The organism is Burkholderia sp. BCC0097 (assembly GCF_902832985.1).
Classification (GTDB): Bacteria; Pseudomonadota; Gammaproteobacteria; order Burkholderiales; family Burkholderiaceae; genus Burkholderia; species Burkholderia orbicola.
This window is the reverse complement of sequence record NZ_CADFDM010000012.1, coordinates 44,503-65,135: the sequence shown is the minus strand read 5'-3', so window position 1 is coordinate 65,135 and position 20,633 is coordinate 44,503. Positions and strand designations below refer to the sequence as shown.

Genomic DNA, 20,633 nt, shown 5'->3' with positions numbered 1-20,633 from the left:
GTCAGCCTCCGATGAACGCTTCGCGGAACGCGTCGATGGCGACGCGTAGCGAGAGTTGCGGTTGTTCGAGGTAGCTGACGAGCTTGCTGATCTGGTGATCGTTTTGCGCATGGGCGTCGATCCACTCGGGATCGTCGATGTCGATGTTGTGGGCGGCGTAGGTCTGCGGGTCGACGACGCTCAGCAGCGTCTTCGCCGACGCGCCGTTGAAGCCGATGACGAGCCGTTCGCGTTCGGCGATCGTGCCGATGAAGATCGCGAGCTCGAAGTCGGCCTGCGCGACGAACGGCGCGATCAGTTCGAGCCAGAACGCGGCGACGAGGCTGCGGTAGAACGGGTCGACCGGCAGCGGCAGCGTGAGGCCGCGCTCGATGTGCGACGAGCCGCTCTGCATCACCGGGCGCAGCAGCGAGCCGAGCGCGAGCATCGCGCCGCGCAGCCGCACCGGATGACCGCTTTCGAGCAGCATCTCCTGCAGGCCGTACAGCGTCTGGTGTTCGACGAAATCGTTGAAGGTGCCGTCATGCGACGTGCCGGGGCCGCCGATGTCGATCGGCACCTGCGTGTCGCCGAGCGCCTGCAGCGCGCCGGGCGGCTCGTCCTTGCCGAGCAGCGGCGGGATCTGCGCGGCGACGCGCGACCACAGCCGCGCGAACGCGAGCGGGCTGCGCGCGAGGAACGCGAGCGGCCGGTCGACCTCGAGCGCGGTCGCGCCGAGGAACGGGAAGCGGCGCATCGACACGTCGTGGCTCGCGACCATGTGGCCCGCGATTGCGAGCTTGCTGCGCGAGCCGAGGAACGCGAAATGCATCGGCTTCGCATCCTCGTAGACGATCTTCCAGCGCGGATCTTCCGCGAGCAGCTCCAGAGCCTGCGCGATCCAGCGATCGAGCGTCTGCAGCAGTTGCGGATTGTGCGCGCTCTTCACGAAGTCGCCGCGCGACGGAATCTTGCCGAAGTAGGCGATTTGCGCCTGTACGGTTTGCGTCATTGCGCCCTCTGTGCATTCGTTGCGTTGGCGGCCGCGACGGCCGGCGCGGCGCCCGGCGTGCCGGTACCGGCTTGCGTCGCGTTCTGCGCGGCGCCCGCGCTCGCGTCGGCGACCGACGACGGCAGCTGCAGGCCGCGCAGGCTCTGCTGCTGCGGCTGGTCGCCGCCACCGGCCGACGGTTGCGACGTGCTGATGATGCGCATCGTCACCGACACGTTCACGCTGCCCTGTGCCCACGTCAGGTCGAAGGTGCCGTCCGGACGGCGCTTGCGCTGCGCCGAGTTGATCAGCTTCTCGAGACCGTAGCGGCCCGGCTCGTTGACGAGCTGCACCGTGCGGCCGTCGAAGGTCGTCGCGGACAGCGTCGCGCCCGGCGCGCCCTGCGGGTTCGGCCACACGAAGTTGGTCCACTGCGGCGGCGTGTTGCGGTAGCGCAGTTGCTGGCCGTCGATCGCGATCGTGTATTCCGTCGTGCCCGTGCTCGGTTGCGGCAGGATCTGGAACACGGTCTGCGGCTCGGCCGACGCGGCCGCGCTGCCGGCGGCGCCGCCCGCGAGCGGCGCGACCCACCGTGCGAAGCCGTTCGTGAAGTCCGGCGTGAGCCCGATGCCCATGTCGCCCCACGTGCGGGCGGCGAGCGTGTCGCCGCGGCGCACCGCGAGCGGCCCGAGCGTCGTGCCGACGAACTTCGCGATCGAGCCGTCCGGGCCGAACACCTGCGCGATCTCGCCGGCGCCGGCCTCGACCTTCGCGTTCGCCGCGAACGGGTACTTGGTCGCGAGCGAGCTCTGGAACGGCTGGTAGACCTGCGCGTTCCACACCTTGTTGACTTCGGCGCTGGCCGGCTGGATCACGACCGCGAACGCCTGCATCAGCGGCCGCACCAGCAGCGGGCGCAGCGACTTGCGTTGCGAATCGGTCAGGCCCGTCAGCATCTGCTCGTCGACGAGCTTGAGCGAATCGGCGAGTTCCGAACCGTTGCCGTCGAGCGTCTGCTGCATCAGCTGGCGTGCGCCCGGCCCCGGGTCGCCCTGGTTCTTGATCACGTTGAAGCGGGTGCGGACCTTCGACAGCGACTCCATGTAGCCCTTCAGCATCGACGTGCCGTCATGCGTCGCGACGATCCGCGCGAGCCCGACGAACTCCTGGCCGATCGGACCCATCGGCACCTCGGCCGGATTGCCGTTGATGTCGATGTTGGCTGCCGCCATCTGGCCGGCCTGCGAGCGCGTGAACAGTTGCTTGACCCAGTTCACGACGCCCGTCTGCGCCTTCTTGATCGTCACGTTCGCGAGCGACGGGTTGTCCCACGACGTCTGGTCGTACGCGGTCTCGAGGATCTTGCGGATCGGCGAATCCTGCGGGTCGCCCAAGCGGTTCATCCCGTCGACGGCCTGGCCGAAGCTGGTGAAGCCCTGTACCGCGATGCCCTGCATGAACTTCTGCCAGTGCTGCGCGTACTCGGTCTTGTACATGCCGACGAGCGTCTTCTGGATCTGCTCGGGGCTGCCCTCGAGCGTTAGATCGTCCTGCGTCGACGTGTTGAGCACCCAGTCCTTCGCTTGCAGCTCCTTGGTCGCCGCATCGCGGATCGCCGGCTGCACGTAGTCGAACCACGCTTCGCGCGTGAACGTGCCCGGAATCGCGTAGCTGCCTGCCACGAGCCCCTGGTTGCCGTCGCCGACGATGCGCGCGATGGTCATCGGCGCGAAGCGGGTCGACGCGCGGGCCTTGATTTCCTCGTACACGCGCTGGCGGGCCGGCATGCCGCGTACGACGCGGCGCAGGTTCTCGCGGGTCTGGTCGACGAGCGCGAGGTTCGCGTCGATCATCGGCCAGTCGTCGTCGTTCACGCGCGACAGGTAGAACGAGATCATGCGCTCGGCGCTCCGGATCATCTCGTCGCGCGGCATGTTGCCGCGATTCGTCTCGAGCCAGCCGCGCCAGAAGCGGGCGAGCTGGTCGGTCAGGTGCGCCTGTTCGACGTGACGCTTGTCGGACAGCATCAGGTAGGTCTTCAGCGCGTTGTACGCGTCCTGCACGTTGGTCGGCGACGCGTCGCTGTAGAGGCCGCCCTGCGGCGCGGCCGCCTGTTGCGGGGCGGCGGCCGGCGCGGTGCCGGACGCGGCCAGCATGGCGCCCGCTTGCGGCGCGGCGCCTGCCGCGTTCGTCGAGACCGGCAGCGTGCCGCCCTGCACGGCGCCCGATTCGGGCGGGCGCGTCATCGGCACGAGTTGCTCGGGGTGCGCGTTCACGTCCTTCATGAACGACGCGAGGTTCTGCGACACCGGGGCCAGCAGGATCTGGCGCACGCCGTTGTAGTACTCGGTCAGCAGGTGCTGCTCGAGACGGTCGCCCTGGTACAGGCCGAGCGACACCGACAGCGGCTTGTCGCGGCGGAACTGTTCGAGCTGCTCGATCCGGTCCTCGATGATGTCCATCGCCTGCAGGCGCGACTGCAGGTCGTTGCGGCCCTGTTGCAGGCGCGTGACGTTGTCGAGGTCGGCCTGCACGTTCGCGACGAGCTGCTGGTTGCCGATCGTCGACCAGGTCCAGCCGCCCAACGCGAGCGCGAGCGCCGCGACGAAGCCGAAGAAGGTTGCGTAGCGCAGCCGCGTCTTGGTCGGACTCGCGAACTGGCGCACCGTCTGACGGTCCGCGAAGATCACCTTCGAGAACAGGTCGCGCAGGAAGAAGCCGTTCTTCGAGAACGCGCTGTGCGGTTTCGGCAGCGCGCTGCCGTCGAGGCCGAAGCGGTGCGCGATGCGCTGCGCGGCCGCGCTGTTGGTTTCGCCTTCCTGCAGCGCGCTGGTGAAGTAAAAGCCGCGGAAGATCGGTTTGTACTGGAACGGGTTGTTCTCGAACAGCGTCGCGAGGAACGCGCGCAGCGACGGCTTGATCGTCGAGAATTCGAGCGGGAAGCTCAGCTGGCCCGGCGACAGCTGGTTGCCGCGCGACAGCGACAGCTGCGCGACGCTGATTTCCTTCAGCCCTTCGTAGAGCTCCTCGAAGTGCGTGTCGAACTGGGCGACGACGTCACGCTTGTCGTCGGGCTCGTAGGGCAGGGTGGCGCCCCACACGCGGTCGTACTCGTGCTTGTCGCTGCTGCTGAAGAATTCGGTGAAGCCGGTGATCAGGTCGGCCTTCGTGAACATCACGTAGACCGGCGCGAACACTTCCAGCTTTTCGGTCAGCTCCTGAACGCGCTGACGGAGGTTCTTCGCGAGGTTGATCGCGAATTCGGGGCGATTGCCGGTGAGTTCGGCGATGCTGGCCGTGACGATGATGCCGTTGATCGGCGCCTTCGGACGGTAGCGCTTGAGCAGCCCGAGGAAGCCGAGCCACTCGCTGCGGTCTTCCTCGTGCACCGAATAGCGGCCGGCCGTGTCGAGCAGGATCCCTTCGGTCGTGAAGAACCAGTCGCAGTTGCGCGTGCCGCCGATGCCGTGGATCACCGCGCTGTTCTTGTCCGCGAACGGGAACTGCAGGCCGGAATTGAGCACGGCGCTGCTCTTGCCCGCGGCCGGGTTGCCGATCACGATGTACCACGGCAGTTCGTACAGCGCGGAGCCGCCCGACACCTGACCGATCTTCGACGTCTTGATCGTCTTTACCGCATCCGACAGGCGCGTGCGCAGCACGTCGAGGTCGGCCGTCTTCGCGTCCGGCGCGAGCGCCGCGGCGGCCGGTGCGGCGATCTTGCCGGTTTCCGCCTGCTCTTCCAGCACCTGGCCGAGCTGCTGGTTCGCGCGCTTCACGCGCCAGCGGCGCCATAGCGCGACCACGAGCCACAGCGCGAGAACCGCCGCGAACGCGAGCGCCGCCCACAGGAGCGGCAGCTGCAGCATGTCGGCGACGATGAACAGAATGGCCGCTAGCGCGACGATCCCGACGATCGAGAGCGTACGCGGATGAGTCAGCACGTTGAGGATGCGTTGCATAGGACGTTCAGGTTCCGGTGCGATTCGGTGAGGCGACGCAGGCGCGTCGAGCGGCAAGGGTGGCGCCGCGATGTGTCGCCATGCTGTCAAACGGGGTGAAGGAGGCTGGCATCAATGCGCTCGCGGCATCGGAGAAGGCGCGCGCATTAACGAAAGGACGCTGTGAGATTTAAAACGGAAGCGGCGGCCGGAAAAAATCGCGCACCGGAATGCCCGATTGTTTGCGCCGCCCAAATCGTTTCCTGCCGGGTGATTAAAAAGCCCCATGCCGCCCTCATTATTTCTTGTCCGGCAGCCCTGACTAGCTGCCGCGTCCCAGTTTAAAACCGGGTTTATGGTATTCCACGTGCCCGAGATCCATCATCTTCCATCGGCCGCCCCAGGTCAGGCCGACTTGCTCGGCGACCTGGCCGTACAACTGGTAGCCGCGCATCGCCCACGGATCTTTCTCGGAAATGACCAGCTTGCCGTCGCGCAGGAATGCGTTGTCGGCCGCCAACCCGAACTGGTGATAACTCTGGAAGGCCGCCGCATTGGTCACGTTCGTGCCCATCTGCGCGAGCCGGTTCTGCCGTTCGGGGCTCCGGTAACCTTCCAGCAGCGCCATTTCATAGCCATGTTGTTCGTGCATGATCTTGTAGACCAGCAGCAAACGCGTACGGAAATCCGGGTCCAGCAGGTTCCAGTCGCGGCTTGCATCCTTGAGCGCCGGGCGGACCTGTTCGACTTCCTTCGTGGCAAAGACTTCCGGCGGCAACGGCGGTGGCGGCACGAGTTGTTCGCCCTGCAACAGCGCGGCGATCTTCTCGTCGGGCACGCGCGCCGTGTCGTCGTACTGAAATAATTGCCGACCGCGTAACGCAATGGCCACCAATGGCGGCGTCGCAAGAATACCTGCCGACACCATAATCATCAAGCGCCGCCGAACCAGTAAATTTTGCACGTCGTTTAATGCGCCGCGCGTCACGGTTGCCGATTTAACAATTTGACTGCGCGTGCGTGCGGCGCGCTCGTTCGCACGGCGCGTCAGACGGCCGTGAAACTGGGCGACGGATTCGAAAACGGTCGCGCGGATACCCGGTAAAAGCAACAGTGCCGCAACGGCGACGGCGAGGGCGAAATAGGCGACGAGTGCGACGGCAATCAAAGAAATCCCCGGAAATTGGAATTGATTGTGTTTTGCAATGCTTGCTCTTAGAATCAGGCTGCTTCGAGAGGCCGGGCTATATTATCGCGGTGAATTAAACCAGGATTCAATGAGACGCTGAATGAGTGCGCCGGAAAATTCAAATTCGAAAACTCCGCCCAGCCTGCTGTCCGATACTAAACCGGCAGGCGAGGGAGGACCTCGGCAGTCGCGCATTCTCGCGGATCTGGAAGGGCGTGTCACGCCGCCCGCCGAGCCGCCGCGCCGTTCGCTGAAGGCGCCGATCGCCGCCGTGGTGGCGTTGGTCGTGGCCGTCGGCGGCTGGGGCGCATGGCGCATGCAGCAGTCGTCGGGCGAACCGCACGTAGCGGTGGCGGCCGCGACGGCACCCGCGGCGGCTGCGCCGGACAAGGCCGCGCCGGCCAGCGGCGCCGCCGTGCAGGTCGCGCAGAACGGCGCGTCCGCCGCATCGGCCGCGCAACCGGCCACGATCGTCAACGACGACTCGGCGTCCCAGACCGTTGCATCCGCATCGGCTTCCGCCGCCTCTGCGGCGGACAACAGCCGGCTGTCGCGCGCGCTCGCCAACGGCGCCGACGATGGCTCGGGCACGGCGGCCGCGGCCGGCGTCGCCGCAACCGCAGCCGCCGCAGCGGCGACGACCAAGACCGCGAAGGCCGACGCGTCGAAGAGCACGAAGGTCGCGGCTCACGGCAAGACCGACACGAAAACCGAGGCGAAGGCCGACACGAAGGCCGAAGCCCGCAAGCATCGCAAGGAACAGCAGGCCGAGCTCGCGCAGGCGAAGAAGCGCCGCGAAGCGACGCCGACCCGAACCGCGAAGGCGGGCGCGAAGGACGATCCGGATGCCGATCTGCTTGCGGCGCTCGTCGCGCGCACGAAGCCGGCCGACAAGAAACTCGCCGCCGAGAAGGCGCAGGCCGTGCCGACCAAGGCGTCGGCGACGACCGGCGGCTCGCTGGCGTCGCGCGTGAAGGCGTGTTCGGAGCGCGGTTTCTTCGAGGATCAGCTGTGCCGCTGGCGCGTGTGCGACGGTCACTGGGGCAAGGACCCCGCGTGCCCGAGCGCCGCGCAGTCGGAGACGCGGCAGTAACGCGTGCCGCGCACGTCACGAGGTCTTTCCGGTCAGCGCCGCCCATTGGGCGGCGCGTTGTTTTTGGGGCAGGAGAAGCTGCCGGTATGATGCCGTGTGACACTGTCACGAGCGCGTCACGCCCGTCGGGCATACGTCTCCTTTCTTTTCCCGGCGCGGGCCCGCGACCCGCGATGTGCGGCGCGCCGCGCGCCGCACCACCTTCGACACGATGGACCTGATCGTACAGACTTACGGTGCCGACACGTCCGGCATGGTGTGCGGATTCCGCTTCGATCCGGGCGGCGCCGGCGCGATGCTCGATGCCGACGCGGCCGCCGCATGGCTGCGCACGTGCCGCGAGCACGGCGCGGCCGCATCGGGCGATTTCGTCTGGCTGCACTTCAATCTCGCGCACGGCGCGAGCGAGCGCTGGATGCGCACGCATCTCGGATTGCCCGACAGCTTCTTCGAATTCCTGCACGAAGGCTCGCGCTCGACGCGCATCGAGCAGGAGGACGGCGCATTGCGCGCGGTCGTCAACGACGTGATGTTCAATCTCGAGCTCACGCCGTCGGAGATCGCGACGCTGTTCGTCCACGTCGAGCGGCGCATCATGGTGACCGCGCGGCTCAAGCCGCTGCGCTCGGTCGACACGCTGCGCGCGTGCGTGCGCGACGGCGAGCAGTTCCGCTCGCCCGCGGAGCTGCTCGTGCACCTGCTGCGCGACCAGGCCGACCTGCTGATCCAGATCATGCGGCGCACGAGCGTCGACGTCGACCGCATCGAGGATCGCTTCCTGTCGCAGCGGCTCACGTCGAGCCGCATCGAGCTCGGCGCGATGCGCCGCACGCTGACGCGCCTGCAGCGCATGCTCGCGCCGGAACCCGGCTCGATCTTCCGGCTGCTCGCGAAGCCGCCCGCGTGGCTGCACACGGAAGACGTGCAGGAGCTGCGCGAGTCGACCGAAGAGTTCTCGCTGGTGCTCGCCGATCTGGCGGGGCTCAACGAGCGCATCAAGCTGCTGCAGGAAGAGATCGGGTCGCGCCTCGACGAGCAGAACAACCGGACGCTGTTCACGCTGACGCTCGTCACCGTGATCGCGCTGCCGATCAACATCGTCGCCGGCTTCTTCGGGATGAACGTCGGCGGCGTGCCGTTTTCGGAGAACAAGCACGGCTTCTGGCTGATGGTGCTGCTGGTTGCCGGCTTCACCGCGCTGGCCGCGTGGTGGGCGTTCCGGCGCCGCGACGATCGCTAGCGCGCCATCGGGCGACGCATCAACGCCTCAACGCAGCAGCGCGATCGCGCGTTCTCCGATCACCATCCCGAGCAGGCCGACGAGCGCAACGAGCGGCGGGGCCGGCGAGCGCACGTGCAGCAGCGCGTACAACACGCCGACACCGACGCCCACCGCGAGCGAGGTCACGTAATCCATCATGGCGGTCTCCTGTAAGGTCCGGTGTCAGGGCTTGAGGATGACGCGCTCGCGCGCACCGGCCAGCACCGCGCGATACGCGTCGTGCGCACGCTCGAGCGGGTACACGTAGTCGTCGCCGATCGGGAACGGGCGCAGCGTGCCGTTGCCGAAGCCGGGCGCGAGCGTATCGAGGATCCGCGCGACCGCGGCCGCGCCGAGCTGCAGCGAATCGATGCCCACGAACGTGTGCTGGCCGCGATAGAACGCGAAGATGTCGAACGGCACGCTGCGCTCGATCGTCGAGATAAAGATCTGCCGCGCACCGATCGCCATCGACGCGTTCGCCGCGTCGAAATACGGGCTGCCGACCGTGTTGTAGACGATGTCCGCGCCGTGGCCGCCGGTCAATTCGCGCACCGCGTCGGCCACCGTCCGGCTCGATGCGTCGATCATATGGACGTCGCCCGACGCGTGGCCGCGATAGTCGCCGGGCCCGCGCTCGACGCCGATCACGGTCGCGCCGCGCGCGCTGGCGAGCTGGATCGCGGCCTGGCCGACCTTGCCGTTCGCGCCGAACACGAGCACGACGTCGTCGGCCGTCGGCATGCCGGCCCGGCGCAGGCCCTCATACGCAGTGACGAACGGCACGCCCACGCCGGCCGCCTCGTCGAGCGTCAGCACGCTCGGCTTGCGGCGCACGTACGCGGCGTCCAGCACGAGCCATTCCGCATGCGAACCGTCGCGCCCGACACCGAGATCACCGCCCGAGCCCCACACCGGCGCGCCGATCCAGTCGTCGGGGCCGCTGCGCACGATGCCGGCCCAGTCTCGCCCCGGCGTGCGCGGCCACACCGCATGCGGCATGCGGCCGAGCGCGGCCTTCACGTCGCTCGGGTTCACGCCGGCCGCGCGCACCTCGATCAGCATCTGGCCGTCGGCCGGTACGGGCGGGGCGATGTCCCGGACCCGCGCGTCGAGCGACTCGATGTCGGCGGCGGGGGTATCGAAGCGGATGCTGCGCATGATGCTCTCCCTGAACGATGGCCGCCGCCCGGCCCGGCGGGCCGGCGCGTGCGGCGGATGAAACCGGTGAATGCAGTCTAGTGGGCCCGGTTTGACGCGGAAACGTGCAAAGGCGGATGATTGCTTTGCGTTTTCCGCATAGCCAAATTCGCAGGCTCACGAATGGACGATTTCCTTTCCCCGCACCTCGCGCTGTTCGTCGACGTGGTCGACCAGCAGAGCTTCTCGGCGGCCGCGCGCCGGCTCGGCGTTGCCGCGTCGTCGGTCACGCGGCGCATCGACCGGCTCGAGACGCAGCTCGGCATCCGCCTCCTGCATCGCACCACGCACGCGCTGCGGCCGACCGAGGCCGGGCAACTGCTGTACGGGCGCGCGACCCGGATGCTGGCCGAGCTGCGCGGCTTGCAGGAAGACCTGCACAGCCAGCACGACGAACCGGGCGGGCTGCTGCGCGTCGACTGTCCGGCGCCCTTCGGCCGGCGGCACCTGATGGCCGCGCTGGCCGCGTTCATGCAGCGCTATCCGGCGCTGCAGGTCGACCTCGTGCTGACCGACAGCATGGTCGACCTGCAGGGCGCGCGGCTTGGTTCCGACGTCGATCTCGCGGTGCGCATCGGCCCGCTCGAGGACACGCGTTTCGTCGCGACGGTGCTGGCGCCGCAGCGGCGCGTGCTGTGCGCGAGCGCGGCCTATCTCGCCCGGCGCGGCGAGCCCGCATCGCCCGACGCGCTCGCCGGCCACGACTGTCTCGCGTGGCATGGTGCGCCGCCGCCCGGCGCATGGCGCTTCGGCGAGCGCCGTCACGTGCCGGCGCAACCGCGGTTTCGCAGCAATCATTCGGAAGCGTTGCTCGAGGCGGCCATCGACGGGCTCGGTCTCGCGCACCTGCCGACCTGGCTCGCGGCGGACGCGCTGCGCGACGGACGGTTGCGTGCGCTGCTGCCGCAGTACGCGGCGGCGCCCGAGCAGGCGACGATTCACGTGCTGCGCCAGCAGGCGCGCGGCAGTGCGCGCACGTCGCGGCTCGTCGCGTTCCTCGCCACGTGGTTCGCGCAGCCGGCGTGGGACGCCGCGTGGGCGTGACGGCGGGTGCACGCCGCGCTCCATGAAAAAAGGGCCTCGCATGCGAGGCCCGTCAACAGGTCGGAGAAACCGGTACGCCGGCCGGCGCCGCGGGTCGCGCGGCACCGGCCGGATTCGCACCGTTACTGCGTCACTACCTTGCGCGGCTTGAAGAGACCCTGGTATTGCCGTGCCGGACGTTCCTTCGTCACCGCTTCGATGCCGCCGAAGGTCGGCGTCTGGCGCAGCTTCATCGCGGCCGGCGAAGCGACCGAGCCGATCGACGTCGAGCGCGAAGCCGGCGCGAGGTTGTTCGCGACGAGCAGCGCCGCTTCGCTCTTCAGGTTCGCCAGCAGCACCGGATCGGTCGAGTTGTTCACCTGCGTGAGCAGCCCGCTCCAGGCCGTGTCGCTGTAGTTCACGACGTAGTAGTCGAGACCGCTCGGATCGGCGACCACGCCCGTGCAGCCTTCGATCCGCGTCTGCGCCTGCGTATCCTTCAGCGCGAGCGTCGTGCGTTTCGCGAGACCCTGACCGTACGCGAGCGTGATCGGCACCGTCCACTGCAGGCCCGGATACGCGTTCTTGTTCGGGAACGGCTGCTGTTTCAGCGTGACGACCGTCTGGTTCTTTGTCAGGTCGCACTGCGTGTCGAGCGAGATCAGCGGCACGCCGGTCTGACGCACGTAGCTGTCGCCGATCGGGCCGACCGCCTGGCCGCTTTCCTTCGACAGCGCATCCCACAGACGCTTCGGCGTCCCGTTGCCGAACGAGTAGTCGACCAGGTACTGCTGCAGGCCCTTACGCAGCGTCTGCTCGCCGAGATAGTTCTCGAGCGTCTTCAGCACGTGGCCGCCCTTGTCGTACGTGAACGCGCTCGCGCTCAGCACGAAGTCGTTCGACGCCCAGTCGTTGAAGTTCGGCGCGACCGGGAACGCGTTCGGGCCGATGTCACGATTGATCACGCGGTACTTGTTCTTCACCTGATCGAGCCAGCTGAACTCGTTGGGGAAGAACTGGATCGTCGTCTTCGTCTCGAAGAACGTCGCGAACGATTCGTTGAGCCACACGTTGTCCCACCAGTCGGTGGTCACGAGATCGCCGAACCACTGGTGCGCCACTTCGTGCGTCAGCACTTCGTTGCCGTAGTGCGACATCGGCTGGCCCGGCTGCGGCAGGATGTCGTCGGCGAACTCGAGGATCGAGCCCCAGTTCTCCATCCCGCCGAAGTTCAGGTCCTTCTGCTCCTTGAACGCATCGTTCGCGGCCACCGTGTCGAACTTCGTGAGCGGCAGCGGGATGCCCGTGTAGCGGTAGTAGTAGTCGAGCGCCTGCTTGGTGCGATCCATCGCCGGCTTCGCCCACTCGCTCATGCCCGGCGGCGTGAACACGCGCAGGTGCAGGCCGCCCTTGCCGCCCGGCAGCGGGCTCGTGAAGTCGTCCTCGTAGGTATCGAACAGGCCGCCGCCGAAGAACAGCAGGTACGACGGCATCGGCGGGGTCTTCTCGAACTGCACGAGCTTGTAGCCGCCGCCGACGTTGGTCGACGGCTTCTCGGCCGCGTTCGACACGACGCGCCAGCTTTGCGGCACTTCGGCCGTCACTTCATACGTCGGGCGGAACGCCGGCTCGTCCCAGCCGGGGAACCACTGGCGCGACAGGTTGGTTTCGCCCTGCGTCAGGATCGCGCCGCTCGTCTTGCCGTCGGTGCCCTTCAGGTCGACGCGGAACACGCCTTCCGCGGCCGAGCAGCCCGGATACGGATCGTCGCCGCAGCTGCCGCCCGTCTGCGTGGCCGGATCGTCGTACGACTTGAAGTTGATGATGCCCGACCACTCCATGTGCAGCGAATAGTTGCCCGGCGCGATCGTGCCGGCGGCGGGGCGCAGCTGATAGAAGTCGCCCTTGTCCTGCGGCGTCGCGATCAGCTGGATGTTGCCCGGCTGCAGCGTGATGCGGCCGTTGGTGAACTTGATCCGGTGGCCGGCGATCACGATGTTGTTGACCGGCTTCAGCACCTTGATTTCGACGTCGGCGCGGCCGTCGAACGCGTTCAGCGCGTCGTTCGGGCGGAACCACAGCCGGTAGTTCACGGGCACCACGGTGTCCGGCAATTCGACAGGCGAGACGCTCTTGTCGACGTTCGATGCGCTCGGCGGCGCGGTGACGGCGGGCGACGAGCTTGTATGCGGCGCGCCGGCGGAGCTGAGCGCGGAAGCGGAGCCCGCACCGCCGTCGTCACCGCCGCACCCGGCGAGCGCGAGTGCGGCGACGAGCGGCAGATAACGCATCTTGCGAATATGAATCGACATGACTGAAACCTCGATTGTTGAAAGAATCGTTCAGTGCTGCGAAAACGCCGGCAAAAGCGATCCCCTCGCCGTTTAATCAACAGCGAAAAAATGCTAATGACGGATTATTCGAAAAGACGGCGGCCGACTACGTAAAGGTAATCATGGTTTACTGCCCCCTCTGGATTTCCGGATGTCGGTTAACTGGCCGGTTCAAAATGGCCGGGCGCGTGTTGTACTGAATTGATTTCGCGCGCACGACACGGGGCCGCACGCCCGACGCGGGCGCGCAATCCCTTTGAACCGACGACCTACGGGGCTGGCCGGGCCAGTCCGCAGGACGGAAGGACAGCGTGTCGCCGTCCCGTAAATTCGCCGTCATGCGGCTTCAAGGTTTGTCGGCTTGCTCCAAGGATGCGTAAATATACTTGATGGTTTTGGGTAAAGGAAACGAAAAATTTAGAAAGAGCATCTATTGAATCCCGGGTGCTTCATTGAATGCTGAAAGTCATTAATGCGCTTTCCGTTTGGCTGGCAATTTCGTAGTTTTAATCTATTAACGATCTTGCGGCCCTGCAGAAACTACGAAATCCGGTGATGGTTGGCATGGTCGGTACAATGCATCGACGACCCGTTCACCGATTGCCGCGAGGAGACTGTCCCATGCCACGAGCCCTGTTCCGAGCCGCGCCGTTGCGCGCCGTGCTGCTGCTGTTCGCGGCCGTGTTCCTGCTGGGTGGTTGCGCGGGGTTCACGCGCGAGCCGGTGCGCGTGTCGGTCGCCGGGCTCGACCCGCTCGTCGGGCAGGGCCTCGAGATGCGCTTTAGCCTGAAGTTGCGCGTGCAGAATCCGAACGATGCGCCGATCGACTACGACGGCATCTCGGTCGCGCTCGACCTGAACGGCACGCCGTTCGCGAGCGGCGTCAGCGATCGGGCGGGCACCGTGCCGCGGTTTGGCGAGGCCGTGCTCGACGTGCCGGTTTCGGTGTCGGCTTTCGCGGCCGCGCGGCAGGCGTGGAACCTGCCCGGCGCGGCCGCGAACGGCGAGCTGCCGTACGCGCTGCGCGGCCGGCTCGCCGGCAGCGTGCTGGGCACCGTGCACTTCAACGACGCGGGTACGCTCCGCCTGCCCGCCATGCCCGGGTGGGGCGGATAGGGCTTTCGATCAGGATTTAACATCGGTCAAATGTGAACAAAATTTCACTATTTGACAGTCTTCAACCATTATCTTCATGGAATATCGATTTTTGTCGAGGTGGTCCCTACACTTGTCGACGTCCGAGGGTCGGACATTCTTTTAGGGGAAATCCATGGCGGCAAAATTCGAGCTCATGAAGGCCACGAACGGCCAGTACTACTTCCACCTGAAGTCGGGGAACGGCGAGATCATTCTCGCGAGCGAGCGGTACGAGGAGAAAAGCGGCGCGAAAAACGGGATCGCGTCCGTGCGGGAAAACGCGCCGCTGGACGAGCGCTACGAGCGCAAGCTCGCGCACAACGGTGAGCCGATGTTCAATCTGAAGGCAGCCAACCACCAGATCATCGGCACGAGCGAAACGTACAAAACCGTGCAAGGGCGCGAGAACGGCATCGCGGCCGTCAAGCGCGATGCGCCCATCGCGGAAACCTTCGATCTCGCCTGAGTGACGGTTGCGCCGCGGCGAACGCTCCCGGGCGGCCGTCGCGGCGCCCGTTTTGCCGGGTCGGGCAAAGCGCGGTATGGTGTGGTCCGCGCGGCGAATTCTCGCCGCCGCTGAAGCCAACCGTAACCGAGTTCGCGTGACCGATTTCCCCGTTTTCCACTGGACCGACGCCGACGGCGTCGATCATGCCGTGCGCTGGCGCTCCGAAGCCGGCGTGCAACCGCCGAAGCGCGCGGTGCCCGCCGACGACCGCCTGACCGCCGACGCGGCCTACCGCCTCGCCTGCGAGGGCACCGCGCTCGTCTGGCAGGGCGACTTCCAGAATGCGCGTCAGCTCGTGCAGGCGATGGCGCGCCGTGTCGAACGCAAGCCGAAGAAGGCGAAAGCCGCGGCCGGCGTCGAAGCATTCAACCTGCATCGTCTCGCGCAATCGCAGCGCGCCCGCACGCTCGGCATGCTGCTGATCCCGCTCGACGCCGATTACACGATCCCGCTGCGCCGCTCGCCCGACGTGCGTGCGGCCTGCGAGGAGGCGTACGGCCCCGGCGGCGCGCCGTCGGTCGTATCGCTGCGCGAACTGCTCGGCCTCGTCGGCGCGCATGAGTGGCGCAAGAAGGGCGTGCCGATCCCGGCGCTCGGCGGCGCGCCGATCCATCCGCACTACGGCGTGTTTTCGCCGGTGCGCGGCGAATACGTGGAACTCGTCGCGCGTGCGCCGCTGCCGGCGACGTCGCTCGCGTTCGATATCGGCACGGGCACCGGCGTGCTGGCGGCAGTGCTCGCGTCGCGCGGCGTCGAGCGCGTCGTCGCGACCGACCAGGATCCGCGCGCGCTCGCCTGCGCGCGCGAGAACGTCGCGCGGCTTGGTCATGCGGGCCAGGTCGAGATCGTCGAGGCGGATCTGTTTCCCGCCGGCCGGGCGCCGCTCGTGGTCTGCAATCCGCCGTGGGTGCCGGCCCGGCCGAGCGCGCCGATCGAATACGCGGTCTACGACCCGGACAGCCGCATGCTGCGCGGTTTCCTCGCCGGGCTCGCCGCGCATCTGGAGCCGGGCGGTGAAGGCTGGCTGATCCTGTCCGATTTCGCCGAGCATCTCGGCCTGCGGCCGCGCGAAACCCTGCTGCAATGGATCGACGAAGCCGGCCTCGTCGTGCTCGGCCGCGACGACATCCGCCCCGCGCATCCGAAGGCGACGGACGCCGACGATCCGCTGCATGCGGCGCGTCGCGCCGAGGTCACGTCGCTATGGCGGCTCGGCGCCCGGGCCTGACCGCGTATTTTCGGTAAACTGACGCCATTCCTCACGAATTTCCGCCGCCGGGCCGTGGTCGACCGACCGTGGCCCGGCGGCGCTTCACGATGTCGAACAAGACCCACGAAATCCGCCCGGAGCAGTCCGTCGAGCTGCTGAAGGAACTGCACATCCTCACCCGCGACGGGAAGCTGAACCAGGACAGCCGCCGCAAGCTGAAGCAGGTCTATCACCTGTTCCAGTTCATCGAGCCGTTGCTCGCCGGCGTGCAGGCCGACAAAGGCCGCGTGACGCTCGTCGATCACGGCGCCGGCAAGTCGTATCTCGGCTTCATCCTGTACGACCTGTTCTTCAAGCAGCAGCCGGGGCACGGCACGCCGGCGTTCGCGTCGCACGTGTACGGCATCGAGACGCGCGAGGAACTCGTCACGCGCTCGACCGAGCTCGCCGCGCGGCTCGGGTTCGGCGGCATGTCGTTCCTGAACCTGTCGGTCGCCGATTCGATCACGTCGCCGCAACTGCCCGACACGGTCGATGTCGTCACCGCGCTGCACGCGTGCGACACGGCGACCGACGATGCGATCCGCTTCGCGCTCGCGAAGCGCGCGCAGCACATCGTGCTGGTGCCGTGCTGCCAGGCGGAAGTCGCGGGCGTGCTGCGCAAGAACAAGGGCAAGTCGCTCGCGAATGCGCTGACCGAGGTGTGGCGGCACCCGCTGCATACGCGCGAATTCGGCAGCCAGATCACCAACGTGCTGCGCTGCCTGCAACTCGAGGCGCACGGTTACCAGGTCAGCGTGACCGAGCTGGTCGGCTGGGAGCATTCGATGAAGAACGAGTTGATCATCGCGCAGTACAAGAACCTGCCGCGCCGCAAGCCCGGCGAGCGGCTGAACGAGATCCTGGGGATGTTCGGGCTCGCCGAACTCAACGAGCGCTTCTTCGTCGCGCAAGCCGCAGCGGCGGGCGACGCCGCCGTCGAGCCGGCCGAAGGCTGACGGCGCGGGTGCGCGGGCATGGCGCCCGCGCCGCATGTTGCACGCCGCATGTTGCACGCCGCACGTGACACGCTGCACGTGACACGCCGTGTCACACGTCGTCGCCCGGCCGGCGCATCCATTCGCGCCAGCCTTCGTGGCCAAGGCGGCGCAGCGTTTCCTGATTCTTTTCGTAGATCGCGGACGCGTCCGGAAACGCGTCGACCGCGCGCGCGATGCTGTCCTCGCGCAGCAGGTGCAGGATCGGATACGGCGCGCGGTTCGTGTAGTTCTCGATATCGTCGGGTTCAGTGCCGTCGAACTGATATTGCGGATGGAAGCTCGCGATCTGCAGCACGCCGTCGAGCCGCAATTGCCGCACGAGCCGCTCGGCGAAGAACAGCGCATCGTTGTAGTCGACGAAATCGGCGAATGCATGCGGGTAGATCACGAGCGTCGTATCGACCTGCTGCGGGTCCGCCGCGTCGAGCAAGCGCAGTTCGGTTTCGAGTTCGGCGAGCGCGTCCTCCAGGGTCGTCGCTTCGCTGATCGCGTAGCGCACCTGTTCCTTCACGTAGACGCTTTTCGCGAACGGGCACAGATTGAGCCCGATCACCGCGCGCGCGAGCCAGTGCCGCGTGGCGGCGAGGATGTCGTCGTGCGAGTCGGGGCGAGTGTCGGTCATCGGGATACCAGTCGGGCGGAAGGGCAAAAAGGGCAAAAAGGGCCGCATTGTAGCGGGCGCGCCGCGGACGCACCCGCGCGGCCCGTCACGCGCAGGCCGCTTCGATCAACTGCGTGACGAGCGCGGGTGCGGTGCCGATCGGCGTTTCGCCGTGCCGGTAGGTCTGGCTCGCCGCGTAGATGCCTTCGACCACCAGCGCGAGCGCATCGGCGAGCGCCTTCGGCTGCCGTGCGCCGGCGCCTTCGCACAGCGCGACGAGCCGTTTCATCAGTTGTTCCTTGTTCTGCGCGACGCGTTCGCGCGCCGGGTGCGACGCATCCGGGAATTCGGCGGCGACGTTGACGAACGGGCAGCCGCGATAGTCCTTTTGCGTCGCGCGCTCGGCGAGATCGACGAAGTACTGGATCAATTGCGCCTTCGGCTGCCCAGGATGCTTCGCGGCGCTTGTGTCGAGCCGCTCGAAGAAGCATGCGTCCATGCGCTCCAGATACGCGAGGATCAGCTCGTCCTTCGACGAGAACTGGCGGTACAGGCTCATCTTGTTCACACCCGCGCGCTCCACCACCGCCTCGACGCCGACCGTGCGCACGCCTTCCCTGTAAAACAGCTCCTCGGCGGCCCGCAGCAGGTGCTCCTGCGCGGTGGCGCCGTCGATCGGCCGGCGTATGCGCCGCGCCGGCGGTTTGGCGACCTCGATGCCCGACATGATGACCCTCGACTACGTAATGGATTGCTTGACATGTTACCGACTGGTAACTACGATCGCAACACACTTGTGACCGGTCGGTAACAATCGCCGTCGGATCAACAGGCAAATGCGTCGGCCCGGGTCAGCCGATGTTGAAATGCGCGGCGGAGGTGGCCTGGTCGGGGCGGAGCGGGTGCGATGGCACCGCAACCGCCAACTGGAGAACGCGAAGATGAACTGGGCAGTGACACGAATCGGCGGGCGCTTCCATTACGGATGGCTCGCGGCGGCGGTGGTATTCCTGATCCTGCTGGCGGCAGCCGGCACACGCGCGACGCCGAGCGTGCTGATGGTGCCGCTCGAACGCGAGCTCGGCTGGAGCCGCGCGGCGATTTCGCTGGCGATTTCGGTGAATATCGCGCTGTATGGTCTGACGGGCCCGTTCGCGGCCGCCGCGATGCAGCGCTTCGGGCTGCGTCCGACGATCCTCACCGCGCTGGTGACGATGAGCGCGGGCGTCGCGCTGTCGTCGATGATGGCGCAGAGCTGGCAGATGGTCGTGATCTGGGGCCTGATGGTCGGCTGCTCGACGGGCGTCGTCGCGCTGACGCTCTCCGCGACCTTCGTCACGCGCTGGTTCCATGCGCGGCGCGGCCTCGTGATGGGCATCCTGACCGCGAGCACGGCCACCGGCCAGCTCGTGTTCCTGCCGATGCTCGCGGCGATCGCGCAGCGCCACGGCTGGCGGCCGGTCGTGCTGGTCGTCGCGGTGGCGGCCGCGATCGTGATTCCGCTCGTCGCGTTCCTGCTGCCCGAGCGGCCGGCCGACGTGCAGTTGCGCCCGTACGGCGAGCCGGCCGATGCGCCGCCGGCGCCCGACGCGACGAAGGAGAACCCGCTCGCGGTCGCGTTCCGCACGCTGCTGATGGCGAGCCGCTCGCGCGATTTCTGGCTGCTGTTCTTCAGCTTCTTCATCTGCGGCGCGAGCACCAACGGCTATGTCGGCACGCACCTGATCGCGATGTGCAGCGACTACGGGATGACCGAAGTGCAGGGCGCGTCGCTGCTTGCGGCGATGGGCATATTCGACCTGTTCGGTACGACGTTGTCGGGATGGTTGTCGGACCGTTACGACAACCGCGTGCTGCTGTTCTGGTATTACGGGCTGCGCGGGCTGTCGCTGATCTACCTGCCGCATGCGTTCGGGATCGATTTCTTCGGGCTGCCGCTGTTCGCGATGTTCTACGGGCTCGACTGGATCGCGACCGTGCCGCCCACCGTGCGGCTCGCGACCGACGTGTTCGGCAAGGCCGCGGCGCCGGTCGTGTTCGGCTGGATCGTGGCCGGCCACCAGCTCGGCGCGGCATTCGCGGCGCTCGGCGCGGGGCTGCTGCGCGCGAGTCTCGGCACCTATACGATCGCGTCGATGATCTCGGGCGGGCTGTGCATCGTGGGCGCGCTGATCGTGCTGCGGATCAACCGCGGCCCGTCGCGCGCGGCGGCGCAGGCAGCCTGATCGGAGCGCATCCGACCGGCCGCATACCCCGCGGCCGGCCATTGCACGCACGGAGATTTGCATAGTGCGGCAGGATAGGGCGCGCCGTCGCTCAAGCGGGTATGCTTGCGGTTTGCCGGGCGTTCGCGCCCCTTCATCGATGTCAGCGAGGAACCGCATGTCTGTCAAACCTGCTCCCACCACTGTTTCGATTCACGATCTGATCGCGGGCCGCTGGAGCCCGCGCGCGTATTCGGATGAAGCCGTCAGCGCCGGCGATCTCCACACGGTGCTCGAAGCGGCACGCTGGGCCCCGTCCGCGTACAACGCGCAACCGTGGCGTTTCATCGTATTCGATCGCACCCGGGACGAAGATGCGTTCAAACGCGCATTCGCGACGCTGGTGCCGTTCAACCAGGGCTGGAATGCACCGGCGCCGGTGCTGATCGCGGTCACCGCGCACACGCTCACGCCGAAGGGCGAGCCGGCGCCGACCGCGCTGTACGACGCCGGCGCCGCCGCGATGTCGCTGGTGCTGCAGGCGCATGCGCTCGGCCTCGCCGCGCACCAGATGAGCGGGTTCGACGCGAAGGCGTTCCGCGACGCGTTCGCGATTCCGGCGGACGTCGCGATCGTGTCGATCATCTCGCTCGGCCACTATGGCAACGTCGACAAGCTCGATCCCGTGCTGCGCGATCGCGAAAAGGCACCGCGCACGCGCCATGCGATCGGCGAAGTCGTCTACGCGGGTGCGTGGAAGAAGAGCTTCGACGCGGCAGCCTGACTCCGCAGGCGGGCAGGCTGCATCGCGCATCCTGTCCGCGCATGTTCCCGGTGCGCCACGCCGCGCGCCGTCGCCACCGGCGCCCGTTGCGCGGCACCGGTGGCCGGCCCCGGTTGTGATCGCGCGGGCTTCATGTTAA

At 67.3% G+C, this 20,633-nt stretch carries 17 protein-coding genes; 9 read left to right on the top strand and 8 right to left on the bottom strand.

Translation table 11 applies throughout. From position 1 onward, the window contains the following. Position 1 precedes the first annotated feature (1 nt). From tagF to HWX07_RS32200, 3 genes are all read right to left on the bottom strand, one after another. Entirely contained in the window at positions 2-991 is a 990-nt protein-coding gene (gene tagF / locus HWX07_RS32210) for a type VI secretion system-associated protein TagF (RefSeq protein WP_006477085.1), read from the bottom strand. Further along, complete coding sequence (gene tssM, locus HWX07_RS32205; RefSeq protein ID WP_011546567.1) at positions 988-4,932, bottom strand: type VI secretion system membrane subunit TssM; 3,945 nt, start codon at positions 4,930-4,932, stop codon at positions 988-990. The genes tagF and tssM overlap by 4 nt, the downstream gene beginning before the upstream one ends. 301 nt (positions 4,933-5,233) lie before the next feature. After that, positions 5,234-6,079 (bottom strand): M15 family metallopeptidase, encoded by an 846-nt coding sequence (locus HWX07_RS32200; RefSeq protein ID WP_175879096.1) that lies wholly within the window; start codon positions 6,077-6,079, stop codon positions 5,234-5,236. 121 nt (positions 6,080-6,200) lie between these two features. On the opposite strand from HWX07_RS32200, the gene HWX07_RS32195 reads away from it, so the two are divergent. Next, positions 6,201-7,193 carry a phage tail protein gene (locus HWX07_RS32195; protein WP_175879095.1) on the top strand — a complete coding sequence of 331 codons (993 nt, stop codon included), beginning with the start codon at positions 6,201-6,203 and terminating at the stop codon, positions 7,191-7,193. Positions 7,194-7,404: 211 nt separating this feature from the next. Continuing rightward, positions 7,405-8,433: a transporter gene (locus tag HWX07_RS32190; protein WP_012327803.1), complete on the top strand. Its 1,029-nt coding sequence runs from the start codon at positions 7,405-7,407 to the stop codon at positions 8,431-8,433. A gap of 27 nt (positions 8,434-8,460) precedes the next feature. Here the strand turns inward: HWX07_RS32190 and HWX07_RS32185 are convergent, their stop codons facing one another. Continuing rightward, positions 8,461-8,613, bottom strand: a complete 153-nt coding sequence (locus HWX07_RS32185) for a DUF1427 family protein (protein WP_011694128.1) — start codon at positions 8,611-8,613, stop codon at positions 8,461-8,463. 24 nt (positions 8,614-8,637) lie between these two features. After that, a complete protein-coding gene (locus HWX07_RS32180) occupies positions 8,638-9,615 on the bottom strand; it encodes a zinc-binding alcohol dehydrogenase family protein (protein ID WP_175879093.1) in 978 nt (325 codons plus the stop codon). A gap of 162 nt (positions 9,616-9,777) precedes the next feature. Here HWX07_RS32180 and HWX07_RS32175 point away from each other — a divergent pair, with 162 nt between their 5' ends. Beyond that, entirely contained in the window at positions 9,778-10,698 is a 921-nt protein-coding gene (locus HWX07_RS32175) for a LysR family transcriptional regulator (RefSeq protein ID WP_012327805.1), read from the top strand. A gap of 122 nt (positions 10,699-10,820) precedes the next feature. On the opposite strand, the gene HWX07_RS32170 is transcribed toward HWX07_RS32175, so the two are convergent. Continuing rightward, the gene (locus HWX07_RS32170; RefSeq protein ID WP_012327806.1) at positions 10,821-12,989 is read right to left on the bottom strand and encodes a M1 family metallopeptidase; all 2,169 of its coding nucleotides are present in this window, start codon (positions 12,987-12,989) and stop codon (positions 10,821-10,823) included. A gap of 642 nt (positions 12,990-13,631) precedes the next feature. Here HWX07_RS32170 and HWX07_RS32165 point away from each other — a divergent pair. From HWX07_RS32165 to HWX07_RS32150, 4 genes are all read left to right on the top strand, one after another. Continuing rightward, a complete protein-coding gene (locus HWX07_RS32165; RefSeq protein ID WP_175879092.1) occupies positions 13,632-14,126 on the top strand; it encodes an LEA type 2 family protein in 495 nt (164 codons plus the stop codon). A gap of 154 nt (positions 14,127-14,280) precedes the next feature. Next, a complete protein-coding gene (locus HWX07_RS32160; RefSeq protein ID WP_175808571.1) occupies positions 14,281-14,613 on the top strand; it encodes a YegP family protein in 333 nt (110 codons plus the stop codon). Between the two features lie 136 nt (positions 14,614-14,749). Then, entirely contained in the window at positions 14,750-15,883 is a 1,134-nt protein-coding gene (locus tag HWX07_RS32155; RefSeq protein WP_175879090.1) for a class I SAM-dependent methyltransferase, read from the top strand. An 89-nt stretch (positions 15,884-15,972) separates the two neighbouring features. Continuing rightward, entirely contained in the window at positions 15,973-16,863 is an 891-nt protein-coding gene (locus HWX07_RS32150) for an SAM-dependent methyltransferase (protein ID WP_077219032.1), read from the top strand. Between the two features lie 91 nt (positions 16,864-16,954). Here HWX07_RS32150 and HWX07_RS32145 read toward each other — a convergent pair whose 3' ends face one another. Continuing rightward, on the bottom strand, positions 16,955-17,527 hold the full coding sequence (locus HWX07_RS32145; protein ID WP_012327811.1) for a DUF1415 domain-containing protein: 573 nt from the start codon (positions 17,525-17,527) through the stop codon (positions 16,955-16,957). Positions 17,528-17,612: 85 nt separating this feature from the next. Next, positions 17,613-18,233 (bottom strand): TetR/AcrR family transcriptional regulator, encoded by a 621-nt coding sequence (locus tag HWX07_RS32140; RefSeq protein ID WP_012327812.1) that lies wholly within the window; start codon positions 18,231-18,233, stop codon positions 17,613-17,615. 214 nt (positions 18,234-18,447) lie between these two features. Between HWX07_RS32140 and HWX07_RS32135 the strand changes: the two genes are divergently transcribed. After that, positions 18,448-19,731 carry an MFS transporter gene (locus HWX07_RS32135; protein WP_175879088.1) on the top strand — a complete coding sequence of 428 codons (1,284 nt, stop codon included), beginning with the start codon at positions 18,448-18,450 and terminating at the stop codon, positions 19,729-19,731. Positions 19,732-19,888: 157 nt separating this feature from the next. Then, the gene (locus HWX07_RS32130) at positions 19,889-20,494 is read left to right on the top strand and encodes a nitroreductase family protein (protein WP_012327814.1); all 606 of its coding nucleotides are present in this window, start codon (positions 19,889-19,891) and stop codon (positions 20,492-20,494) included. Positions 20,495-20,633: the final 139 nt, after the last annotated feature.